This is a genomic window from Adhaeribacter soli, from assembly GCF_008727925.1.
GTDB classification, from domain to species: domain Bacteria; phylum Bacteroidota; class Bacteroidia; order Cytophagales; family Hymenobacteraceae; genus Adhaeribacter_A; species Adhaeribacter_A soli.
In genome coordinates this window covers 349,532-367,302 of sequence record NZ_VTWT01000005.1, presented here as the reverse complement: position 1 = coordinate 367,302, position 17,771 = coordinate 349,532, and the positions used below count along the sequence as shown (strand labels likewise).

Below are 17,771 nucleotides of genomic sequence, written 5' to 3'. Positions count from 1 at the left end.
TTCTGCCTTTTTTCCCGAAAGCATACCACAAACAATTCAAAAAGGCAGGTCTCCTGGCTCTCTTCCCCGGTTTAGCCTTCCCATCCTTTCAGACAGTGGCTTCAGATTAAACCGGACTGGTTCGAAGATTACAGTTGCGGGAACAGCACAGGTATTGCACCTGTTTCCCTTTTAAGACGTTTCCCGCGGCAGCGGAATTCATCACCTAATCTGCTGCAAAGGTAGGAATAATTTGAAGATTAGAAGATTTGGAGATTTGAAAATTTGAAGATTTGAAAATTAGATAATATGGAAATGAGGAAATGTGAAGATAAGGGAATAGATAAAATACGAAAAAGGCCCATTCATTGAAACCTTCCTGTTAAAACGCGTACCTCACTAATCACTAATCACTAATCACTAATCACTAATCACTAAAAATGAAGCTTCCGAAAGAATTTTATACCCGGCCGGATGTGGTGGAAGTCAGCCGCGATTTGCTCGGAAAATTCCTGTACTCGAACATCGATGGTGTTTTAACCGGGGGCATGATCGTGGAGACGGAAGCCTATTGCGGGGAGAACGACAAGGCCTGCCACGCGCACCTGGGCCGACGGACCAAACGCACCGAAATCATGTACCAGGAAGGCGGCGTAACCTACACCTATCTGATTTACGGCATGTACACGCTTTTCAATATTATTACGAATGTGTCCGGCCGCGCTGATGCCGTTTTGGTAAGAGCTATAGAACCAACCGAAGGCCTGAAGGAAATGCAGCTCCGCCGGAACTTACCCAAGATTCAGCCCAATTTAACAGCCGGTCCCGGATTGCTTACCCAGGCGCTGGGCATCACCACCAAACACTACGGCGAAAACCTTTCCGGAAACCTTATCTGGCTGGAAGATCAGGGGATCGTAATTCCGGAAACTGAAATTCTGGAAAGTCCGCGCGTAGGGATTGCCTATGCCGAAGAACATGCCTTGCTGGCCTGGCGCTTCCGGGTAAAGGAAAACCCCTGGACGAGTAAAGCGAAGTAAATGAATAACTGACGTAACGAGAGCAGGATTTTTGTTCATCCCGCAAGTTTAGCGAAGCGTAACTTGTGGGTAAACCATTGGTCAGTTTTTAACTGACCTTGCCTGCAAGGCAACCAAAGCTGCTGGCTGCTATGAAATTGAATGACATTGGATCAGCAGCTTTTTGTCATTATAAACCGGCCATCAGAAAATTCACAAGTTGTGACTCCGCTTAAACCTGGCACATAGTTGGTTCTTTTATCCTGGTTGCGTAACGTCGGTGCTTAAAGCCTGCGAATGCGGTAAGATAACCTGATTTAAAGGTCATAGCCTGTCGTAGGTATAGCTGCAATTTGTGACTTTCTTCAAATAGCCAGTTTGTAAAGGCGGTAGTAGCTGATCAAATATTCCAGTTTTCCATAGCAGGCAGGAGGTTTGCCTTGCAGGCAAGGTCAGTTACAAACTGACCAATAAATACCCACAAGTTACGCTTCGCTAAACTTGCAGGATGCGTGTGAACGACTTTATCCGTTCAAGTTGATTTTTTACCTTCCTTTACTTCACCACTTCGATCCATCCCTTATAGGTTTTCCCGGATTCTTTGTTTCGGAGCAGGTAGTAGTAGGTAGCCGCCGGAATATCCTGTTCCGGCCATTGGTTGGTGTAGTTGCTGTTCTGGTAGATGCGGCTTCCCCAGCGGTTATAGATCTCCAGTTGCCATGGTCCGGCTTCCAGTCCCTTTGGGTCGAAACGATCGTTAGTGTTGTCGTTGTTGGGCGTGATGAGGTTGGGAATGAAGGCAGTGCGGTAGCAGCGTTCTTCTTTTACATTTACCGCACCGGAGTAGAAGCAATTCTCACCCATTCCTACTTCAACTTTGTAGGCTCCCGGCTGGCTGACGGTGATGGATTGGGAAGTCTGGCCGTTGCTCCACTTGTAGCTTTTTCCCGGTGGCGCTTTTAAGTGGATGCTTTCGCCGGAACAGAGCAGGGTATCTGTTGGCAGGAGCCTGGCAGGAAGGGGAAGGAGCGTGATCTGTACCGAATCGCGAAGGGTGGTGCAGGCAGTGGTTACATCTACCCAGTAAATGCCGGAAGTTTTGGCTTCAAATACAACATTGCTGCTGCCGTCCTGCCATTTATAGCTGATCGCATCCGGGTGCTGGCCGTTTATCACGAACCTGTTCTGCAGGCAGAGGGTAGTGTCTTTGGGCAGCCAGTTAGTAATGGAAGGACTTCTGTAACTTACCCTAACCGAATCGCGCCAGCTTCCGCAACTGTTGCTGATCTGGGCCCAATAAATGCCGGCTTTGGTAACGGTAAAGGTTGTATCGGTGCTGCCGTCCTGCCAACGAATATTGCCGCCCCGGGTGCTTACTTGCAATTGCAGTCGCTCACTGGGGCAAAGCAGCGTATCAGGGCCTAAGTTTATGGGCGGGGTAGGGATGAGCGTTATATGAATAGAATCCCTGACGGTAGTGCAGGCAGTGGTAACTTCGAGCCAATAAGTGCCGGAAACGGTAGCCGTAAAGGTAGAAGAAGTGCTGCCATCCTGCCATTTATAACTGAGTGCATCGGGATGAGTGCCGTTAATGGTGTATTGCGTTTGCTTGCAGAGGGTAAGGTCATTTGGCAGCCATTGAGCAACAGGAGCAGGACGGTAGCTGACATTGATGGAATCGCGCCAAGAGCCGCAGCTGTTGCTGAGCTGGGCCCAGTAGGTTCCGGGTTGGGTAACGGTAATGCTGTTGCCGGTAGTGGAATCGGACCAGAGCACAGAAGCGCCGGAAGCATTTACCTGCAGCTGCAACTGCTGGCCGGGGCAAAGCAGCGTGTCAGCCCCTAAACTTAAACTAAGCGGCTGATCGAACGTGATAGTAACTGAATCGGTGCGCACGCCGCAGCCATTGCTTACCTGCACCCAATAGGTGCCAGGCTTTGTAACCACGTAAATAGAATCGGTATTGATAGAATCCTGCCATTCGTAGGTGGCTCCGGGCTGGAAAGCACGCAATAGAAGCGTGTCGCCGGGACAGATGCTCCGATCAGGGCCCAGGTTTGGTTTGGTAATACTAACCGGAATGTAGATGGTTTGGTTAAGCGTATCGGAAGTGAAGTTGAAGTGCACGATAGCTTGCACTTGTTTAGGACCGGGCGTGGCGTAGAAGTGCTTCGGATTAAAAGCCGTACTCTTATTCAAAGCGCCGGAAGCCGGATCGCCGAAGTTCCAGCGCACCGAATCTACGTAAGCATTGTTGCTGAGCTGGAAGCGGGCCGTGTCGCCGAAGCAGGTTTGCTGCAGGTCGATCTTAGGGCGGTAAAAATAGCTCTGGACGAAGGAGGGTAAAAACCGTTCGCTAAATCTGGTTCGTCCGGTGCCTGGGTCCAGATCGATTGCATTCGGAACAAAACGGCATGCTTTACCTTTCAGGTTCGGGCGGTTTATGACATTAAGATATCTTCGTGTGCTACTTGCTATCTCGTAGATTTTACCATCTGGCCCGACCTGCATATCATTGAGATGATAGTTGTGACCGTAGGAATAAATGTGTGTTTCGCTGCTGCCAATAGCAGTTGCCGAGCCGGCTGAAAGATCGTATTGGTATAGATGCGCGAACGTTGAATTAATTCCGGCAGAATCATGGCGGACACTGTAGAGCTTTGTCCCGTCGGGAGAAAATTCAAGACCATAGGCTTGAGTAAGGGTCGGAATAGCCAATTTCGGGGATACCATACCGGTAGCATGATCAAAGTTCAGCAGCCGGAGGCTATCTGAATTAAGAGCACTATTTGAAACTGCCAGCGTCTTTCCGTCGGGTGAAGCTTTTATTTCCCAAATAAATCCTAAAGGCGGTACTGAGCTTAAATTGCTGGTTACCGGGGTTGTATTTATACCTGCTGGTGAAATAAGAAAAGCTTTAAAAGTATTTGATGCGACAGGGGAAAAAATGATCCAATAGTCGCGGTTATTCCGATGCTTAACTGAAACAGGTGTAGAGAAGGTACTATCTATCAGGAAGGTGTTTTTTACCGATGTAACATCCCCTAAGCCGTTATTTATGGCCATATCAACCACTGAATAAGCGTTATAGTAAAGGCTGCTAACTGGATTTGGAGTTGATACCTGCTCTGCGTTGAAGAAGAAATATTTCTGCTGCTGCCCAGGCCAGGGAATAATTAAGTTATGGAGGCTTGCTGCATTAAAAAGACCATTCGGCATTGGCTGATGGTTCCTGTTAATAAGATAGCTTTGGTTTGGTCTTGATGGGCCCGATCCTGTAAAATAAAACAGGGTGTTTCCGGCGGCATCTGAAATTGCAGAATTAAACTGCCCTGTTGATGCGCTGTTTAAAATTACGCGCGGTGGGTTGGAATTGAAAGATATGCCGCAACGATGACCAAAATACCAGTTATTGGCTTCTTTCTGGGCATTAGCGGGAAAGCTTAAAATGCAAAAAAAGCAGATTAGAAGCAGGATTTTTTTTTAAACAGAGCGGGAAAGTAAAGGGGTATCCATATGCGTAAGGCTGGTAATAACACCACTAAGTTAAACCTTTTCTTAAAAACGCAATGGATAAAGTGTTATTTGTTTTGCTGCTTAAAACGAAAGCAGTTCATGCCAGCCATTTAACCATGCAACCATTTAACAATTAAACCTTCTCACAAACCAGTACCACCGGTTGTTGATGCAGATCGGTAGTAGCAAAGAGGTACAGGTTGCCGCCTTCTTTCAGGCCGGTTTTCTGCCGGATCTGGGCGACCGTTTCCGGGAAATTGCGCACCGTAATGTTGGCTTTCTTTTCCGGAGCTAATTGCAACAGCGCTTTTTTCTGGTATTTCGCTATCGTTTTCAGCTTAAAAACCCGGCCGGGAAAATCCGGAACCAGTTCTTCGGATGTATATAAATGGCTGTTCCGGTGCAGTTTGCTTAAACTGAAACGTTGGGCAATTTGCCGGAAAGCGCCGGCTTTCATAAAAGCAGCGTTGGGTTCGTAAATGAATTGCTGGGGCTCCGAATAACGTACTTCTGCCGTTTCTTCTTCCGATTTCCGAAAGGTGAACGCCGTATTTTCCTGTTTACTACTCAGGTTTACGGCCGTTATTTCCGGGTCCGGGTTTACGGTATGACCGATCTGGTAAAGCACTTCCTTGCATTCGTTTTCTACGGCAACTACCCAGATGCGCTGCACCGTTTTCAGTTGGGTTACGGCCAGGTTTATGTCCAGTAGGGGAGAGGTCTTTAGCAGAACGCTACGGCTTTTAGCCCGTAAAACCGGGAGCAATTGCAGTACGTCCGGTTCGCAATCTTCCAGCAGGTGTACTTTCTGGCTGGCCGTGCCACGGCGGGCCGGATCGAGGTAAATGCAATCGGCAGTGCTCGTGAAATTCTCCAGAAAAACAGTAGCATTTCCGGTATAAAAAGTAACGTTGCTAACTCCCAGTTTTCCGAAGTTGAATTGTACCGTTTTGCTCAGTTCAGGATTTTGTTCCACGTGGTAAACCTGCCGGAACTGTTGCGCGAAATAAAACACATCTACCCCAAAACCGCCGGTCAGGTCCACGAGCAATTCCCCGGAAACGAGGCTGGCTTTATAACGCGCGGTTTGCTCCGAAGAAGCCTGTTCTACCGATAAATTGGCCGGAAAAAGAAGGTCGTAATTCTCAGCCCAGTCCGGGAGTTTATTTTTAGCTTTCTGCCGCGCCTGGATCTGCTGCACCAGTTCGGCCACCGGCAGGTTGGGGTGTCGTTTGGCCTGGAGCATGAGCGTGGCCGGATCGGCGTTTTTGTTTTCTTCCAGGTATTTCCGGCTTTCCGGCGAAAAAGGAGTAAGGGGCATGTTTGTTAGCGCAAATTCCACTGTAAAGTAATTCCCGGCACTACTTTTTTGTCGTAAACGGCGCCCAGGCTCCAGTTATCGGGCTTCAGTTTATAAAAACCGGTATTGTTCTGCATGGTGGCAAAAGCGTTGTATTCGTCTATGGCCCGGTACATGTGCTGGTTGGTTTTGCGGCTCAGGATTATATTCAGAATCAGGCTGCCACCAGCCAGGCCAACCGCAAGTTTTTGGGTGTCGTTAAAATATACAGCATCATCGCCACTCCACACCTGACTCATGTAAAGCGCAACTGCCCCCACAAACACTACTCTTTCGGCCAGGTAAGCTATTTTATAATTCCGGTACTTTTCCAGTTCTTTCAGGGCATCCGGACTAGCCTGGATGTCTTTCTTGAGGTGCTGCCCGAAAAAGCCGGCATTGCGTTCGCGCTGGTCGGCGCCTACATAGTAATAAAAGTTCGAGTGCATCCCGCCGTTGCCGCGCTGCATGTCTTCCACGGTAAGCGAAACCGTTGGGTATTTAATGGTTTTAGCGCCGGTTTGGGTCGCATTTTGCTGGGCCGGCGCTTCTTTCAGCTCCGGTTCGGCGGCCAGCGTTGGTTTTACCGCCGGCCGGGGCGGAGCTTTATCGAAATAAACCGGGCTGTATTGGTTTACCTGCTGCAGAAAATCGCGGATCAGTTTTTCGTAGGTATCGCTTTGCAGGGTATAGGCCCGTTGCTTCGCGGTCATGAGTTTGGCGGTGCGGTTGTAAGCGGTTAGCAGCAACACATAAGAACCCTGCGCGCCGGTTCCGCCAATGTCGGTAATGTCCAGGATAAGCAGGTTGTTTACTTTCAGGCTGTCATATTGTTTGAGCAGGCGCTGTTTTTTGGCCGGTTGCAGCAATACGTTTTTATCGGCGAAGTGTACCAGTTGCAAACCCAGCCTCTGGTTGTCGCCCAAGAGTTGGGTACTGTACTGGTTGAAAACTTTGGCATCTTCTTCCGGCGTGGTTTCTTTGTTTGTGGTGTAGCCGATCAGGACGGCGGTGCGGGCCGCGTACAGGTTTTTCGGCAAGTCGCGCACGTATTTCAGCGGCACCTGGTCCTGGGCCTGAGCAACCGTAGAAATTAAAAGAAAGAGAAAAAGGTATCGTAGAAGTTTCAGAGTCATAGTTTATAGTAAATTCGGGCGGTAAAATTAGCGAATGCAGGCGGCACGGCCATCGTTTATGTTCTTGCCTGGCGGCTTTTTCGGTCGAAAAAACCACCGTTTTCAGCATCAGGCGGCAAGCGGGGTTGGTTTCTGGTTCTGCAAGTTATCGATCATGTCAGGGTTGTCCGGCGAAAGCAGCAATTTTTTTCCCGCATAAGTTTCTACCAGCACTACGTTCCGGAAGTTATTCAAGTACCAGGTCATGCCGCCAAAGGTTCGGTTCCAGAATTTTCCGAAGTATCCGAAGAAGCCGCCGGAGCCAAAGGTCCGCACGGTTGTCCAGCGAAGTTTCCTGGCTTCCGGCAGCAATTCCACGGTTTTAATTTCGCTTCGTTTCAAATGTACGTCTTTAAACAACCGTTTAATTACCAGTTCTTCGGGAGTAAGCAAATAATACTGCGGGGCAAAGCCGTAACTTAAAACCAAAACGCCAGACAGGATTACCACCGGAATGGTTGCCTCGTCCAGGAAAAATAGTAAAACCACCGGAAAGGCTATTGCCAGCAGCGTAATTATCCGGGCCAATTTATCGAGCGAGGCTTTGTATTTCATACCGAAAACTTTTATACCTGATACTGATACGGTTATAAATGCCTGCCGGATTTAGGGAATTAAACCGACAGAATGGAAGTTAGAAACAAATTCCGTAATTTTGGGGGCTCGTTTGCGGGCACTTACTGAAATTGAATATAATCTTAAAACTGAAATAATGGTAGAGACGTTTGTTCCTTACAAAGTAAAAGACATTTCGCTGGCCGAATGGGGCCGCAAAGAAATTAAACTGGCCGAAGCTGAAATGCCGGGCCTGATGGCGATCCGCGAAGAATTCGGCGCGTCTCAGCCGTTGAAGGGCGCCCGTATTGCCGGCTGCCTTCACATGACCATTCAGACGGCTGTGCTGATCGAGACTTTAGTTGCTTTGGGCGCTGAAGTTACCTGGTCTTCCTGCAACATTTTCTCTACCCAGGATCACGCTGCTGCAGCCATTGCGGCGGCCGGCATTCCGGTTTACGCCTGGAAAGGCATGAACGAAGAAGAATTTGACTGGTGCATCGAGCAAACCTTATTCTTCGGCGAAGACCGCAAGCCCTTGAACATGATCCTGGACGACGGCGGCGATTTGACCAATATGGTTTTCGATCGTTATCCGCAACTGGTTAATGATATTAAAGGTTTATCGGAAGAAACCACTACCGGCGTGCACCGCTTATACGAGCGCATGAAAAACGGTACGCTGGTTATGCCGGCCATTAACGTAAACGACTCGGTTACCAAATCGAAATTCGACAACAAATACGGCTGTAAAGAATCGTTAGTAGATGCGATCCGTCGTGCTACTGACGTAATGATGGCAGGTAAAGTAGCAGTTGTGGCTGGTTACGGCGACGTAGGAAAAGGTTCTGCTGCTTCGTTAAGAGGCGCCGGCGCCCGCGTAATTGTTACTGAAATTGACCCGATCTGTGCGCTGCAGGCAGCTATGGACGGTTATGCTGTTAAGAAAATGGCCGATGCAATCAAGGAAGCCGATATCGTAGTAACCGCTACCGGTAACTGCAACATCATTCAGGGTGAGCATTTCCGTGCCATGAAAGATAAAACCATCGTGTGCAATATCGGTCACTTCGATAACGAGATCGACATGGCCTGGTTGAACGAAAACTACGGCCAGACCAAAGACACCGTAAAACCACAGGTGGATCTTTACAACGTAGATGGCAAAGACATCATTATTTTAGCCGAAGGCCGTCTGGTGAACTTAGGCTGCGCTACCGGTCACCCGTCTTTCGTAATGTCTAACTCCTTCTCGAACCAGGTACTGGCCCAGATCGAACTTTGGACCAATTCAGACCAGTATGAAAATAAAGTATACACCCTGCCGAAGCACCTCGACGAAAAAGTTGCCCGTTTGCACTTAGCTAAAATTGGGGTGGAACTGGAAGAACTGACCGACGAGCAGGCTGCTTACATCGGCGTTGAAAAACAAGGCCCATTCAAATCGGACCTGTACCGTTACTAAGATCTGAAAGCAATAATTTAATTCTAAAAAGCCAGGCCGGTTGCGCCTGGCTTTTTAGTTTAAAATGGTACTGTATTGCGGGTAAAAGTAGAATTCTCTCAAATGATGTTGAATTTAGTCATTAACTCTTTGCGGAAAGATTTCCCGATCGGAATAGATTTTTCATTGATGATCAGCGAACCTTCTTCAAAAGCATCTACTTTCTCCAGGTTTACGATGTAAGAACGATGCGTGCGCACAAAAGACGTGGACGGCAGCTTGTTTTCCATTTCCTTCAGCGTAGAACTGATCAGGTATTTATGCCCCGGCGTAATAATGAAGGAATAATTGTCGTAAGCCTCTACCCACAGAATATCTTTCAGGGCAATTTTCACCATGCGGTGCTTCACTTTCACAAAGAGGAATTCGTTTGTAAACGTGCTGTCGTTAATCGGCGTGGCGGTTTTAGGCTCGAAGCGTTCCTTGTCGCGGCCGTGCTTATAAAGCGCAATTTCAATGGCCGAACGCAGATCCTTGTCATCGAAAGGTTTCACGATAAAGCCGTATGGCTCAGTGGTTTTGGCCCGGTCAATAGTCGCTTTGTCGGCGTAGGCGGTAAGGAAAATAAAAGGGATATCGAATTCTTTTTTTATCTGGGCGGCCAGTTCCACGCCGTCAATTTCCCCTTTCAGGTGAATGTCGAGCAACAGCAGGTTGGGCTCGGTTTCCCGGATAATGTCGATCAGGTGGTCGCCGGAATCGATGGCGCAAATATAATAACCCAGTTCTTCCAGGCACGAAGCTATATCTTCGGCAATAATGATTTCATCTTCAGCAATTAGGATTTTTGGAGTGGCCATACGTATATTTTTTAACTATTGTGGTTGTATTATAAATTGCAAGCGGATCTGCGTGCCGCCTTCCGAATAAAAGCGCAGCTTCCCGTGGAGTTTTTTTACTAATGAGCTAACCAGTTGCAAGCCAAAGCTGGCTGCCATTTTTTCTTCAAAATTATCCGGCAAACCGGTACCATCATCGCTGATGGTCAGGGTGTAGTCAGTTTCTGTTATGCGTAATAATTCAATTAACAGCGTGCCTTTGCGATGTTCGGGGAAGGCATATTTTAACGTATTCGAAACTAATTCGTTTACAATTAATCCTAAGGTAAGTGCAGTATCTATGTCTAAATACAGCGTTGGTATATCAAATTCCAGGCGTACATGGTCTTCGCGCACGCCATAAGAAGCAAAAAGGCTCCGGCAAAGCGTCTGTACATACTCGGCCAGGTCTATGCAGGAAAGTTCTTCCCGCTGGTAAAGCCGCTGGTGCAGCATGGAAATCGACTTGATCCGGTCCTTAATTTCCCGTAATGTGTGCAAAGCTGCCGGATCGGTAACATGCCGGCTTTGTAAGTTAAGCAAGCTTGTTATAATCTGAAGGTTGTTTTTTACCCGGTGGTGTACTTCTTTTAACAAAATTTCCTTTTCCAGGTTTTTTTTCTCCAGTAAAAGCGTTCGTTGTTCTACGCTTTCTTCCAGGCGAGTGTTTATCTTTTTCAAATTTTGTTCCCGCCACCGCACAAAACCGAAGACCACACCTGCTGCCACCAAGAGCACCATGCCGATCAGCTTATCTTTGCTCCAGAAGGGCGGCTCAATAGTAAACGCAAATTTTACAGGCTCCTGGTTGCATTCACCTCCTTGCACGCAGGCTTTCACACGAAAAACATATTTACCCGGCGAAAGGTTAGAATAAGTGGCAAAAGTATCCCGGGTAGGAGCCGACCAGTCCAGTTCCAGGCCTTCCAGCATGTAGGAATAGGTTACCTTTTCCGGATGGGTCAAATCGATTGCCTGGTAACCGAAGGTCAGGTAATTTTCGTCGTGATTCAGGGTTAGTTTATCAGGGAAGCCGGTTTTAGGGTTAACAGGCTGGCCGAGGTCCTTCCAGTTGGTTTTCTGAAGCAGCAGCAGGACATTGCTAATGGCCAGTTTTGGCAGAACAGTATCCTTTTTCTCATAAAAAGGCAGGTACTTTATTAATCCGCTCACCGTTCCGAACCACATGCGGCCATCCAAACCCGTTACAATGCTGTTTGAATTTACCTCTACGCCCCGGAAACCATCATTCACGGTAAAGCTTTTGGGCCGGAATTGCTGCTTTTGCTGGTACTGTAACAGGTTTATGCGGCTTATCCCTTTTATGGTACCGATCCAGAGTTGATCCAGGGAATCGGTTTGCAAGCTATTGATGCCATCGCTCAGTAGTCCGTTTTTCTGGGTGTAAAACGCTGTTCGTTTGTTGGGCGCATCCGGCGTATAGCGTAAAAGGCCTGTGTTGTAGCTGCCGATCCAAAGATTGTTAAAGCGGTCCTGGGTAATGGCGCAAACGTTAGCCAGACCAAATCCCTGCAACTCCGGCGGACTTACAAATTTGTTGTCCCGGAATTCGTAAAGCCCGGTTCTGGTACCTACCCAGATCCGGCTTTGGTGATCTTTAAACACCGATTGCACAAAGCTGGCATTACGCCCCCCGGGAATTTTGAAGTTCTGAAAAGTTTTGCCGTTAAAAATGGAAAAACCTTCGTTGGTACCCAGCAAAACCCGATTTCCGGAATCAGGAAAACAGCTGTTTACAATCTCATAGATCAGGCCATCGTTTTCGTTATAATTACGGAATTGCTTTCCGTCGTACCGGCAGATTCCTTTATTCGTGGCCAACCATACCTTTCCGGTTTTGTCTATTTTCAGGTCGTTTATAATATTGCCCGGCAAGCCGTCGGCCTGCGAAAACCAGGTAAAGCCCTTTCCGTCTATAAAACGGGCCGCGCCCCCATCGAAGGTACCTACCCAGAGTTGCCCGTTGCCGTCTTTGGCCAGCGAGGTTACATTTTCACTTTTCAACCCATCCAGTTTCGAATAGTAAAGAAAGCAGCTGGGCGTGTAGCGCTGCAGGCCGCTGTTCACCGTTCCGATCCAGAGGTTTCCGCTCCCGTCGTGGCGTAATGTGGCAATGTAATTGCTTTCCAGACCGTTATCGGCAGTAATGTAGTGTAACCTCTTGCCGTCGTACTTCAATACACCGCCGCCATCCTGTCCGATCCAGATCGCTCCGTTCCTGTCTTCGCTCAGGCTCATAGCCCGGTTCAGGTTCAAATCGCCTTCCGGTACAAATTGCTTCATAGACTTGCCGTCGTAACGGGTAAGTCCGCCGTAGGTGCCTATCCAGATGCTTCCGTCCCGTGCTTCCAGCAGGGAGTAAATTATTTTATTGGTTAAACCATCTTCCAGCGAAAAACGGGTAGCTGAGGCACCGTTGTAGCGGTAGAGGCCATCGCCTAAGGTTCCAAGCCAGAGATTGCCCCGTTTATCGGCCAGTAAGGCAGAGTAGGGTTGCGCCGGCAGGTCGGGCAGGTTAGGAAGAAGGGTTATTTTTTTATTTTTATAAGAAGCAATACCTTTGGAAGTGGCGATCCAGATGGTGCGGTCCGGCGCCTGGGTGATGCTGGTTATACCACCGGCAGGCAAACCATCCTTTTCGCCCAGATGCGTAAATTTCCGGCCATTATACAAGCTTATCCCCCGGTCGGTTGTGCCTATCCAGATATTCCCTTCCCGGTCTTCCATCAGGCAACGAATGTTGTTGCTGCTCAGGCCGTGTTCTTTAGAGAAATTCTGGAACCGGAACCCATTAAAGCGGCTTAGTCCCCCCAGCGTGCCCAGCCAGAGGTAACCATGACGGTCTTGCAGCAGACAGGTAATTTCAGATTGAGGCAGCCCGTCTTCGAGGTTCCAGGTTTTGAAATTGTATTGTTGTGCCGATAAATGGGTGGTGAGCCATAGAATTAATAGCCCTGAAATAAAAAAAATGCGCATTCAGTTTGTTAAAAGGCACTTATGCATTTTTAACAGACTAAATATAGCATTTTCTTTACCAGCTTTTGCAGTATTAACGACTGATTATTAGTGAAGAATGAAAAATATTGGGTGAATAGCCCACTAATCAGGTATGTAAGCGCCAGGGCGAAGCTGAAAAATACCTGGTAATTTATATTCAGGGGAAGGGAAAACCCGTGCAGGAAAACCGGAAGCATTTCGGCCTTGCATGCCTTAACCCAAAATTAGAGATTCAGGCCAATGAGGAAAGCGATACTGAATTATAGACGATTTAACATCTTGCCTGCTTTGATCCGGCTTTCACCTTAAGCATAATACTGCCGGTACCAGGTCGTGAATTGGGCTAAACCTTCCTGTAAGCTGGTAGCCGGACTGAAACCCGTTATTTCCTGTAAAGCGCTTACATCGGCATATGTACTTACTACATCGCCGGGCTGCATGGGCTGCAGGTCTAAAACGGCTTTCTTACCCAGAAGATCTTCCAGGGTGTTTACCATTTCTAATAAAGGAGCCGGTTTGCTGTTGCCTATGTTGAAGATCCGGTAAGGGGCATTGGAAAAAGCATCTTTGGGCGGGTGTTGCGGATAGGCAGTGATCAGTTTCTCAATTCCTTTTACCACATCGTCTATATACGTGAAATCGCGGAACATTTCGCCGTAGTTGTAGATCCGGATCGTGCTGTTTTCCAGAATGGCTTTCGTGAAGCTGAAATAAGCCATGTCCGGCCTTCCCCAGGGGCCGTAAACGGTAAAGAACCGCATGCCCGTGGTAGGGATCTGGTACAAGTGGGCATAGCTGTGGGCCATTACTTCGTTGGCCTTCTTAGTGGCAGCGTAAAAGGAAATAGGGTAATCGGTATTGTTTTCGGTAGAAAAAGGAATGTTTTTATCTAAACCGTAAACCGAACTGGAAGAAGCAAAAAGCAGGTGTTTAATTTTATACTTCCGGCAACACTCCAGCAGATTTGCAAAGCCAACCAGATTGCTGGATACGTACGATTGCGGATGTTCCAGGCTAAATCGTACGCCTGCCTGCGCCGCCAGGTTTATTACAATATCAAACTGCTGGGTCCGGAACAGGTTATCCAGGGCGTTTTCATCGGCCAGGTCCAGCTGCACAAACGAAAGATTGCTGTGGGCCTGGCTGGGAATTAAGCGGTTATATTTAATGAGCGAAGACTCAAAACCCTGTTCTTTCAGCCGGTCGTACTTCAACGAAACGTCGTAATAGCTGTTGATGGAATCCAGGCCGACCACCAGCGGAGATATCTGCCGTAATGCCAGCATTAAATGGTGCCCGATAAAACCCGCGCTGCCTGTAACTAAAATTTTTAAGTCTGCTGCCATGGCACTTGGTAAAACGATCCTGTCTGGTAGGTAAATTCTTTTTAAGCAGGAATAAACCAGGCACAGCCGGAAAATAGTTGCCGGATCAGGCCTGTTTATCCCGGCAAAGGTAGGCTTTTATTCTAAACGAAAGAACGGCGGCAGGCCAACCAACTACAGGAAAAAGGAAAGAAAAAGCTTATGAGCTGATTAGTGCCTGCAGCCGGTCGAGGTTTTTCCGGATATCGAATTTCTCCCGGATAAGCTGCTTTCCATTTTGAACGATTTCCTGCCGGAACGCCGCATCCGTGGTTAATTGCATTACATAAGCAGCCATTTCTTCCGCCGAGAACGGGGTTGCCAGAAAACCGGTCTTGCCGTGTTCGATTATCTCGGGGTTGGAGCTGATATTGAAAGCAACGCTTGGAATTCCCTGGTGCAATACTTCAATTAAAGTGTTGGCGGAACCCTCGAATAAAGACGGAAATACAAAAACATCCAGGGAATTCAGGAAGCCGGCCATATCTTCCACATGGCCAAGTAAGGTGATTTCGTTTTCCAGGTTTTGCTGTCTGATCAGCTCGGTCAGAGGTTGTTTCAGCTTCCCTTCGCCGGCAATAAGCAATTTAAAGTTTACCTGCCGGGCTTTCAGGACCTGCGCCATTTGAATAAGGTATTCCTGGCCTTTTTGGGCGGTAAGCCGCCCGGCATTGCCAATAATAATTTCGCTGCCTTGTTTCTGGTAAAGCTTATGCGAAGCTTCGGTATGCTGGTTAATATCTACCCCGTTATTTAACAGGAAGAGTTTATGAGCCGGGAACCAGGTTTCATTGTTTGTGGTAAAACTGCGGCCAACTTCTTCGGAGTTCACAATTACGTGCGTTAACACCCGCTGGTAAATAAAGCGGTTCAGCAGGGTGTCGCGGAGCGGGTGGGGAAGCCCCCGGCGGTACATGATTTTTTTTACCCCGGCCAGTTTGGCGGCAATGCTGCCGGCTTTTACATCCGAAGAAAGGTTCATGATAACCACATCGGTTTGTTGTTGCCGGAAGTAGGAGTAAAGCTTGTAGATCTTATAAGGGTTGAGAAAGCTTAAATTGGTAATGCGGACCGGCAAAAAAGGTAACTGCGCTTCTGTGCATTTCCGGGCCAGGGCAGAACCCGGGTTCGTTACCAGAAAGGTTTTAAAACCCCGGCGAATGAATTCTCTGGCCGTTGAAAAGTGCCATTTTTCGCCTCCGCCCCAGGCTTTGTTTGAGTTGAAAAAGCAGATTACTTTAGCGGGAAATTCACTCATAAACATTCTTCAATTTTAATAGCAGGCGGTTTTTTACTCCTTTTCTTTTCTGCCTTTTACTTTTTTGGGTTGAAAAACTACCGTTTCAGGGATTACTGATTGTCCTTCATGGTTTCGCCGGCCTGCATTCGCCAGACAATGAGGTAACGTAAGAAAACGCTGTAAGCCGACATAGAGGCGATGATAAAACCTACCTTGCCATCTAAAAAACCCAGCTTCAGGATATACTGCCGGAAAAAACGGAATAAAGGTTTCAGGGCCAGGTGGAAAAGCGTTACCTGCTTTGTCTTTTTAGCCCGGTCTCTGGCCGACCACCAGCTGTAACGAATGTATTTTTCAAAATAGTGTTCAAAGTCGCGGTAGGTATTATGGATCAGTTTATTTTTCAGGGAACCTACCGGCCCCGAGGTCTCAATTTCTTCATGCACGCTCCGGTCGGCATAGGCGCCCCGGGTCCTATCGAGCAGCCGGATCACTTTATCGTTTTGCCAGTTGCTGTATTTAACCTCCGAGCCCATAAAGTAGTTCTTCCGGTAAATCCAGTACGCAGCTTTGTCGGGGCTGCCGGCCAGAATTGCCTTAATTTCAGTTGCAAGCTTTTCGGTAACCCGTTCATCGGCATCTACCACCAATACCCAGCGGTGGCTGGCCTGCGTAAAAGCCCAGTTCTTTTGGCGCGCGTGGTTATCGAAAGGGCGCTGTAAGATCCGGACCGGATACCGAGAAGCTATTTCAAGGGTTTTATCGGTGCTGAAGGAGTCTACTACCAGTATTTCGTCGGCCCAGGCAACCGAGTCGAGAACCCCGGCAATGTTGAGCTCCTCGTTCTTTGTAATTATTATGGCTGATAGTTTATGCATTTTCGGGCCGGTACTGACGGAAAGTTAAACCGATAAGCGCCATAAAAGAACAGAAAGCCGTGCTGTCGGTCTGGTTAAACAAAACAGCATCGGGCATCATGTTCAGAATGTAAAAAAGCAAAAAGGCGCAGGCAAAATAAAATTCAGGGCCGCTTTTACGCATGCGCCAAAGCCAGTAACCCAAAATGAAAATAAAAAGACAGAGTCCCCAGATCCCGATCATGGCCCAGAACATAAGAAACTGATTATGATTGTGAACCGGCATCGGGTATTTGTCATCGGTATAGGCTTGTTCTAAGGCGTCGGTGTAATCGCCGGTGCCCACTCCCAGAATTGGGTTTTGCTGCACGACCTGCCATAAGTTCTGCCAAGAAGCCACCCGGCGCAGGGTAGTAAAATGTTCGTAGGAATACTGCGTAAACTGGCCTGTCTGGTACATTTCCATTTCCCAGCGGGTTTGGTCTACGCGGCTTTGCACGGGTTTCAGATACGTATAAGCCGCCCAGGGCAATCCGATAAGCGCGGAAGCCAGGCAAAAAACAATTAACAGGGTTGCCAGTGGGTTCCCGATCTTCCGGGATAAGACCGGCCGGAATCTCTGCTGCGCAAAAAGGTAGCCGTACAGGCCGAAAGCAATAAGAAAGGCAAGCAGCGCCCCCCGGGCTCCTAAAATAAAATGTGTAAAGAACAGCAGGGCAAATAGCGCTCCGTTCAGAATGCGTTTATACGAATTGCTGACCAGATATACCGCCGAAAGCAATGCAAGGGAGATTAAACTACCCAGCTGAAGCCGGCCTGTAAAGGGGGAATAAATACCAAAGGCTGCTCCGGTTTGATCTTTGTAATAAGGCAAGACAAACCCCAGCCGATCGGTTACCGAAGCTGCTGTTTCCGGAGGAAGGATGTAAAAGGACAGGGTGATGATGCAAACCGCGGCCACTGCTGTTACATACACCTGAAGATATTGAAAAAAATGCTGCAGAAGCCAGCGGCGGTGCGCCAGAAAAATAAGCGGAATTATTAAAAAACGGTGATAGCGCGATAATACCTTAAAACCATTGCTTAAATTTTCGGTATATGCTAATCCCAATAATAAAGCCAGAAAGATCAGGCAAAGGGCGGAAACGTGGCGGTAGCGGTACAGATCGGTCCGGAAATCCCGTGTGCCGAGGGCAGGAATGGCCAGTACCAGCAATGTTACTTCAGTAATGGCAGATAAGGCTTTAGAGAAAGGGAGGGCTATAAAATATAACACCCAGGCAAAATGCAACACGCCCGGATGCCGTAAAAAGCGAAGCATAAAATATTGTATAGCCGATATAATTAAAATTTCTATTTTTGCGTATAGATGTGTAAATCTACAAAA

Annotated in this window: 12 protein-coding genes and 1 riboswitch; of the genes, 2 read left to right on the top strand and 10 right to left on the bottom strand. The window is 47.9% G+C overall.

What is annotated here, in order from left to right; translation table 11 throughout:
* Window positions 1-26 precede the first annotated feature (26 nt).
* Window positions 27-224, bottom strand: a riboswitch (cobalamin riboswitch).
* 195 nt (window positions 225-419) lie between these two features.
* Window positions 420-1,019 carry a DNA-3-methyladenine glycosylase gene (locus tag F0P94_RS11245; RefSeq protein ID WP_150903975.1) on the top strand — a complete coding sequence of 200 codons (600 nt, stop codon included), beginning with the start codon at window positions 420-422 and terminating at the stop codon, window positions 1,017-1,019.
* A gap of 534 nt (window positions 1,020-1,553) precedes the next feature.
* Here the strand turns inward: F0P94_RS11245 and F0P94_RS11240 are convergent.
* From F0P94_RS11240 to F0P94_RS11225, 4 genes are all read right to left on the bottom strand, one after another.
* Window positions 1,554-3,731, bottom strand: a complete 2,178-nt coding sequence (locus tag F0P94_RS11240; RefSeq protein WP_191907017.1) for a T9SS type B sorting domain-containing protein — start codon at window positions 3,729-3,731, stop codon at window positions 1,554-1,556.
* 916 nt (window positions 3,732-4,647) lie between these two features.
* Window positions 4,648-5,835, bottom strand: coding sequence for a THUMP-like domain-containing protein (locus F0P94_RS11235; protein ID WP_150903973.1), 1,188 nt, complete (start codon window positions 5,833-5,835; stop codon window positions 4,648-4,650).
* A 5-nt stretch (window positions 5,836-5,840) separates the two neighbouring features.
* Window positions 5,841-6,989 (bottom strand): hypothetical protein, encoded by a 1,149-nt coding sequence (locus tag F0P94_RS11230; RefSeq protein ID WP_150903972.1) that lies wholly within the window; start codon window positions 6,987-6,989, stop codon window positions 5,841-5,843.
* Between the two features lie 108 nt (window positions 6,990-7,097).
* Entirely contained in the window at window positions 7,098-7,583 is a 486-nt protein-coding gene (locus F0P94_RS11225; protein WP_150903971.1) for a PH domain-containing protein, read from the bottom strand.
* Between the two features lie 157 nt (window positions 7,584-7,740).
* On the opposite strand from F0P94_RS11225, the gene ahcY reads away from it, so the two are divergent.
* Window positions 7,741-9,048, top strand: coding sequence for an adenosylhomocysteinase (gene ahcY / locus F0P94_RS11220; RefSeq protein ID WP_150903970.1), 1,308 nt, complete (start codon window positions 7,741-7,743; stop codon window positions 9,046-9,048).
* Window positions 9,049-9,146: 98 nt separating this feature from the next.
* Here the strand turns inward: ahcY and F0P94_RS11215 are convergent, their stop codons facing one another.
* The 6 genes from F0P94_RS11215 to F0P94_RS11190 form a co-directional block, all read right to left on the bottom strand.
* Window positions 9,147-9,887, bottom strand: a complete 741-nt coding sequence (locus tag F0P94_RS11215) for a LytR/AlgR family response regulator transcription factor (RefSeq protein WP_150903969.1) — start codon at window positions 9,885-9,887, stop codon at window positions 9,147-9,149.
* A gap of 15 nt (window positions 9,888-9,902) precedes the next feature.
* Window positions 9,903-12,902, bottom strand: coding sequence for a two-component regulator propeller domain-containing protein (locus tag F0P94_RS11210; protein ID WP_150903968.1), 3,000 nt, complete (start codon window positions 12,900-12,902; stop codon window positions 9,903-9,905).
* 326 nt (window positions 12,903-13,228) lie between these two features.
* Entirely contained in the window at window positions 13,229-14,269 is a 1,041-nt protein-coding gene (locus F0P94_RS11205; RefSeq protein ID WP_150903967.1) for an NAD-dependent epimerase/dehydratase family protein, read from the bottom strand.
* Between the two features lie 178 nt (window positions 14,270-14,447).
* A complete protein-coding gene (locus tag F0P94_RS11200) occupies window positions 14,448-15,545 on the bottom strand; it encodes a glycosyltransferase (protein WP_191907016.1) in 1,098 nt (365 codons plus the stop codon).
* 92 nt (window positions 15,546-15,637) lie between these two features.
* Window positions 15,638-16,405, bottom strand: a complete 768-nt coding sequence (locus F0P94_RS11195) for a glycosyltransferase family 2 protein (RefSeq protein WP_150903965.1) — start codon at window positions 16,403-16,405, stop codon at window positions 15,638-15,640.
* A complete protein-coding gene (locus tag F0P94_RS11190; protein WP_150903964.1) occupies window positions 16,398-17,705 on the bottom strand; it encodes an O-antigen ligase family protein in 1,308 nt (435 codons plus the stop codon). Before F0P94_RS11190 ends, F0P94_RS11195 begins: the two co-directional genes overlap by 8 nt.
* Window positions 17,706-17,771: the final 66 nt, after the last annotated feature.